This window comes from Zavarzinia sp. (assembly GCF_049306435.1).
Lineage (GTDB): Bacteria > Pseudomonadota > Alphaproteobacteria > Zavarziniales > Zavarziniaceae > Zavarzinia.
On sequence record NZ_JBAQRT010000221.1, the window covers coordinates 1 to 5,561 of the forward strand.

Annotated in this window: 6 protein-coding genes and 1 pseudogene; all 7 read right to left on the bottom strand. The window is 66.3% G+C overall.

The window, feature by feature from the left end:
- Positions 1-242: 2-oxoglutarate dehydrogenase E1 subunit family protein (locus WAZ62_RS13100; RefSeq protein ID WP_422643982.1), on the bottom strand; the 242-nt coding region annotated here is incomplete at its 3' end.
- 355 nt (positions 243-597) lie between these two features.
- Positions 598-1,473 carry a succinate--CoA ligase subunit alpha gene (gene sucD, locus WAZ62_RS13105; protein WP_422643983.1) on the bottom strand — a complete coding sequence of 292 codons (876 nt, stop codon included), beginning with the start codon at positions 1,471-1,473 and terminating at the stop codon, positions 598-600.
- Positions 1,473-2,642, bottom strand: a complete 1,170-nt coding sequence (sucC, locus tag WAZ62_RS13110) for an ADP-forming succinate--CoA ligase subunit beta (protein WP_422643984.1) — start codon at positions 2,640-2,642, stop codon at positions 1,473-1,475. The genes sucD and sucC overlap by 1 nt, the downstream gene beginning before the upstream one ends.
- A 111-nt stretch (positions 2,643-2,753) precedes the next feature.
- Positions 2,754-3,779 carry a malate dehydrogenase gene (mdh, locus tag WAZ62_RS13115; protein ID WP_422643985.1) on the bottom strand — a complete coding sequence of 342 codons (1,026 nt, stop codon included), beginning with the start codon at positions 3,777-3,779 and terminating at the stop codon, positions 2,754-2,756.
- A 112-nt stretch (positions 3,780-3,891) separates the two neighbouring features.
- Positions 3,892-5,034 (bottom strand): cell division protein ZapE, encoded by a 1,143-nt coding sequence (gene zapE, locus WAZ62_RS13120; protein WP_422643986.1) that lies wholly within the window; start codon positions 5,032-5,034, stop codon positions 3,892-3,894.
- Between the two features lie 84 nt (positions 5,035-5,118).
- Positions 5,119-5,283, bottom strand: coding sequence for a cbb3-type cytochrome oxidase assembly protein CcoS (gene ccoS / locus WAZ62_RS13125; RefSeq protein ID WP_422643987.1), 165 nt, complete (start codon positions 5,281-5,283; stop codon positions 5,119-5,121).
- Positions 5,280-5,561 (bottom strand): annotated as a pseudogene (locus WAZ62_RS13130) (heavy metal translocating P-type ATPase); the annotation flags it as partial. The pseudogene WAZ62_RS13130 and the gene ccoS, both read right to left, overlap by 4 nt.

Here is a 5,561-nt window from a genome sequence, read left to right on the forward strand (position 1 = left end):
GCCTTGGCCTTGGGGGCGGCCGGCTTCTCGTCGTCCTCGAGACCGTTCTTCACGATCGGCCAGTCGGGCCGCTGCCAGCTCGGGCCGGTCGGCGCGGCGAGATTGTCGCCGATCGCGGTGAAATAGCGCGCCCAGGAGGGATCGACCGAAGCGGGATCCTTCTGGAAACGGGCAAGGAGATCCTCGATGAAGACGCTGTTGGCGCCATTGAGGAACGAAAGTTCGTCGAACTGGGTCGTCATGATGTCAAGCAGCGACCGTTTCTGGCCGCTCTCTCTGCTTGGCCGTGAAGCCGTTGCCTGAACCGCCGGCGACGCCCTATCCGTCACCGGGTACCACGCCTGATCCCGCCCGGTGCGACCCTGCGGGTCCGCCACCCTCGTGCCGGGATAACCTTCCTGGTGCGGCCGACCGGCACATTGCATGTCGGGTAACGCCGCGCGCCCCTAAAATTGGTCGTTCTCTTGCTTTAATCAACCCGCTAATGGCCGATTTCGACCAATGGCGGGCCAACCACTCTAGATAGATAGAGGCGGCGCGCCATAAGCGCGCCGCCTCAAGCCTTGCAGGGCCGGCATGGCTGCCGGCCGCCGCCCATCAGCCGCGCAGCAGGTCGACGAGGGTCGTGCCCAGGGCCGCCGGCGAATCGGCGACGCGGATGCCCGCGGCCTTCAGCGCCTCGACCTTGAAGTCGGCCGTGTCGTTGCCGCCCGAGATGACCGCGCCGGCATGACCCATGCGGCGGCCCGGCGGGGCGGTGCGACCGGCGATGAAGCCGACGGTCGGCTTCTTCACCTTGTTGGCCTTCAGGAATTCGGCGCCCATCACCTCGGCGTCGCCGCCGATTTCGCCGATCATGATGATCGACTCGGTTTCCGGGTCGGCCAGGAACAGCTCGAGCGAATCGACGAAGTTCGTGCCGTTGACCGGATCGCCGCCGATGCCGATGCAGGTCGACTGGCCAAGGCCGGCCGCCGTGGTCTGCGCCACCGCTTCATAGGTCAGCGTGCCCGAACGGGACACGATGCCGACCTTGCCGCGCTGGTGAATGTGACCCGGCATGATGCCGATCTTGCATTCGCCCGGGGTGATGACGCCGGGGCAGTTCGGCCCGATCAGCCGGCTCTTCGAGCCCTGCAGGGCGCGCTTCACCTTGACCATGTCGAGGACCGGAATGCCTTCCGTGATGCAGACGATCAGCGGAATCTCGGCGTTGATCGCCTCGAGGATCGCGTCGGCCGCGAACGGCGGCGGCACATAGATCACCGAAGCATTGGCGCCGGTCTTCTCGACCGCGTCATAGACGGTGTCGAACACCGGCAGGCCGAGGTGGGTGGTGCCGCCCTTGCCCGGGGTGACGCCGCCGACCATCTTGGTGCCATAGGCGACCGCCTGCTCGGAATGGAAGGTCCCCTGCGCGCCGGTGAAGCCCTGGCAGATGACCTTGGTGTCTTTGTTGACGAGGACGGACATCAGGCAGCTTCCTTCACGGCCTTGACGACCTTGGCGGCCGCATCGGCCAGATCGTCGGCAGAGGTGATCGGGAGACCGGACTCGGCCAGCAGCTTCTTGCCGAGTTCGACATTGGTGCCGGCGAGGCGAACCACCAGCGGCACCGACAGGGACACTTCGCGGGCTGCCGCGATCACGCCTTCGGCGATGACGTCGCAGCGCATGATGCCGCCGAAGATGTTGACGAGGATGCCCTCGACGTTCGGGTCCGACAGGATGATCTTGAAGGCCTCGGTCACGCGCTCGCGCGTCGCGCCGCCACCGACATCGAGGAAGTTCGCCGGCTCGCCGCCGTAGAGCTTGATGATGTCCATGGTCGCCATGGCGAGGCCCGCGCCGTTCACCATGCAGCCGATGTTGCCATCGAGCTTCACGTAGGACAGTTCGTGCTTGGCCGCCTCGCGTTCCATCGGATCTTCTTCGTCCGGATCGCGCAGTTCCTGGATGTCCTTGTGACGGAACAGGGCGTTGTCGTCGAAGTTCATCTTGCAGTCGAGGGCGATCAGGTCACCCGCTTCGGTCACGACCAGCGGGTTGATCTCGAGAAGGCCCGCGTCCGTCTCGACCATCGCCTTGTAGATGGCCTGGACCAGCTTCACGCAGACGCCGACCTGCTTGTCCTGGAGCTTCAGGGCATAGGCGACGCGGCGGCCGTGATAAGCCTGGATCCCGGCGGCCGGGTCGACCGGCAGGCCCAGGATCTTCTCCGGGGTGTCGTGCGCGACGGTCTCGATGTCCATGCCGCCTTCGGTGGAAGCGATGAACGCGATCCGGCCGGTCTTGCGGTCGAGGAGGGCGGCGAGATAAAGCTCGCGGGCGATCTTGGAGCCGTCCTCGATGTAGACGCGCTTCACTTCCTTGCCTTCGGGGCCGGTCTGGTGCGTGACGAGCGTCATGCCCAGCATCTTGGCGGCGGCGGCCTTGACGTCTTCGATCGACTTCACGACCTTGACGCCACCGGCCTTGCCGCGGCCACCAGCATGGATCTGCGCCTTGACGACCCAAACCGGGCCGGGCAGGTCCCTGGCGACCTTTTCGGCCTCTTCAGGGGTGTAGGCAACGCCGCCCTTGGGCACGGCGACACCATATTTGGCCAGGAGAGCCTTGGCCTGATATTCATGGATGTTCATGGGGCATCCTGGGTTGGCTTCCGGGGAGGGCCGCTGTCAAGCGGTGATGGATGCGCGGCGACGCAGTTATAACACCGAGATTGCACCGCGCAACCAGCATGGCCTGACAACTCACTTCGTCTTCTTAGCGGGCGATTTCACCTTCTTCGCCGCCGCCACCCCGGCCAGACCGTCCAGCGACGGCTCCAGCTTGCGGGTGACGCCGACCAGAGCGCGGATCGAGGCGACGGACTTCTGAAAAGCCGCCTTCTCGCCGGGACTCAGGGTGACTTCGACCACTTTCTCGACGCCGGCCGCACCGATCACCACCGGTACACCGACATAGAGGTCTTTCACCCCGTACTGGCCCGACAGATGGGCCGTGCAGGGCAGGATTCGTTTCTTGTCCTTGAGATAGCTGTCCGCCATCTCGATCGCCGCCGCCGCAGGCGCGTAGATGGCGGAAGCGGCGCCGGCCTTCAGCAGGTCGACGACTTCGGTGCCGTCGTCGCGGACGCGCCGCACGATTTCGTCCAGCCGATCCATGGTGGTCCAGCCCAGCTTCACGAGATCGGGCAGCGGAATGCCGCCGACGGTCGAATAGCGCACGAGCGGCACCAGGGCATCGCCATGGCCGCCCAGCACGAAGGCGCCGACATCCTCGACCGAGACACCGAACTCCTCGGCCAGGAAATAACGGAACCGGGCGCTGTCGAGCACCCCCGCCATGCCGACGATCTTGCGCGGCGGCAGGCCCGAAGCCTTCTGCAGCGCCCAGACCATGGCGTCGAGCGGATTGGTGACGACGATGACGAAGGCATCCGGGGCATATTTGCCGATGGCGGCACCGGCGGCACTCATGACCTTGGCATTGACGGCGACCAGATCATCCCGGCTCATGCCGGGCTTGCGCGCCACGCCGGCGGTGACGATGACGACATCGGCATCCTTGATCTGGGCATAGCCCCGGCCACCGGACAGGGCGGCGTCGAAGCCGAGAACGGGGGAGGATTCGGCGATATCGAGCGCCTTGCCCTGAGGCACGCCGTCGAGAATGTCGGAAATCACGACATCCCCCAGCTCCTTCAGACCGGCAAGAAGGGCAATCGTGCCCCCGATCTGACCGCCACCGATAAGGGCGATCTTGTTACGCGCCATACCCCCTGGTCCCTCCCGGTCTCCCGTGGGGCCGTTACCTAGCGCGAATTGCCGCACTCCACAAGGTTGGCGAAGGTCGAAGCGGGGGGACCTTGTCGCGGAATCCGATAGGTCACCCCGCGCCATGCCCCAGCGCCAGGTATTCATCCGACTGCATTTCGTTCAGGCGGCTCACCGTGCGCTCGAATTCGAAGGCGCCGTCGCCGGCCGGATAGAGGGTCTCGGGCGGGGCGGCGGCGGAAAGGACGAGCTTGGTCTTCGCCTCGTAGAGCGCGTCGATCAGGGTGACGAAGCGCTTGGCTTCGTTGCGTTTCTCGGGCGTCAGGCGGGGCACGTCGTCGAGCACGAGGGTATGGAAGGCGCGGGAGATCGTGAGGTAATCCGCGGGGCCGAGGGCGGCGGCGCAGAGCTGGTTGAAGCTGGCCCGCGCCACGCCATAGGCGGCATGGGGGATCACCACCTTGCGCCCCTGTACGTCGAGTGTGCAGGGCGCGGCGCCGGCGCCCCGGGTCAGATCGGCGAAGGCGGCGTCGAGGGCATTGGTCGCGGCGGCGCCCAGCGGCGTGAAATAGACCGGATGGCCGGCCAGCCGCAGCATCCGCCAGTCCCGCGCGCCATCGAGATGAAGGACGTCCATCGTCGCTTCCAGTTCGTCGATGAAGGGCAGGAACAGCGGGCGGTTCAGGCCGCCGAGATACAGCTCCCGCGGCGCGCGGTTGGAGGTCGCGACCACCACCACCTGTTCCTGCCACAGCACGTGGAACAGGCGCGACAGGATCATGGCGTCGGCGACATCGGTCACCTGGAATTCGTCGAAGCAGAGCAGCCGCGCCTCGGCCGCGATATCGCGGGCGACGACGGGGATGGGATCGTCACCGCCCCGCCTGGCCCGCTCGGCATCCGACAGGCGGCGGTGGGCGTTGATGGCACCGTGGACTTCCTGCATGAAGGCATGGAAGTGGACACGCCGCTTCTTCTCGACGGCAGCGCCCCGGAAGAATAGGTCCATCAGCATGGATTTGCCGCGCCCGACCCCGCCATAGAGATAGAGGCCCTGGGGCGGCTCCTCGTGGCTCTTGCGGGCGCCGGTCAGCCAGCCGAACAGGCCGCGCGCCGCCCGCGCCTCGGGCGGCGACCACAGGGCGAGGCGCTGGTGCAGGATTTCGAGTTTCTCGATGGCAAGGCGCTGGGCGGGATCGGATTCGACCGTGCCTTCCGCCACGAGGACCGCGTAAGCGTCGAGCGGGCCGCTCATGCCCGCATCCCTTCATCTGCCATAAAAGCCTCCACCGGTGCCGGTTGGACATAACCGGCACGGGCGGCGGGCACAAGAGCGTGATCAGCCCTGGCGGCCGGGAACCTGATCCTCGTCGTCGAACAGGATGCGCTGGGCATCGCCTTCGAGATCGTCGAACTGGCCCGATTTCATCGCCCAGAAGAAGGCCGCGAGGCCGCCGAGACCGAGCAGGAGCGCGATCGGCAGCAGATAGATCATGATGGTCATGCCGCATCTCCCCGGTTGAAGTCTTCGCGCCCGGCCCTGCCGAGGCGAAGCGCATTGAGAATGACGGTCAGCGACGAGACCGACATGGCGACCGCCGCCAGCAAGGGCGTGACCATGCCGAGCACGGCGAGCGGCACCAGCGTGACATTATAGAGCAGCGAAATCCCGAGGTTTTCGCGCACCAGGATCTGCGAACGGCGCGCGACCGACAGGGTGGCCGGGACGGCGGACAGGCCCGCGCCCTGGAACAGTACGTCGGCGGCGGTGCGGCTGATGTC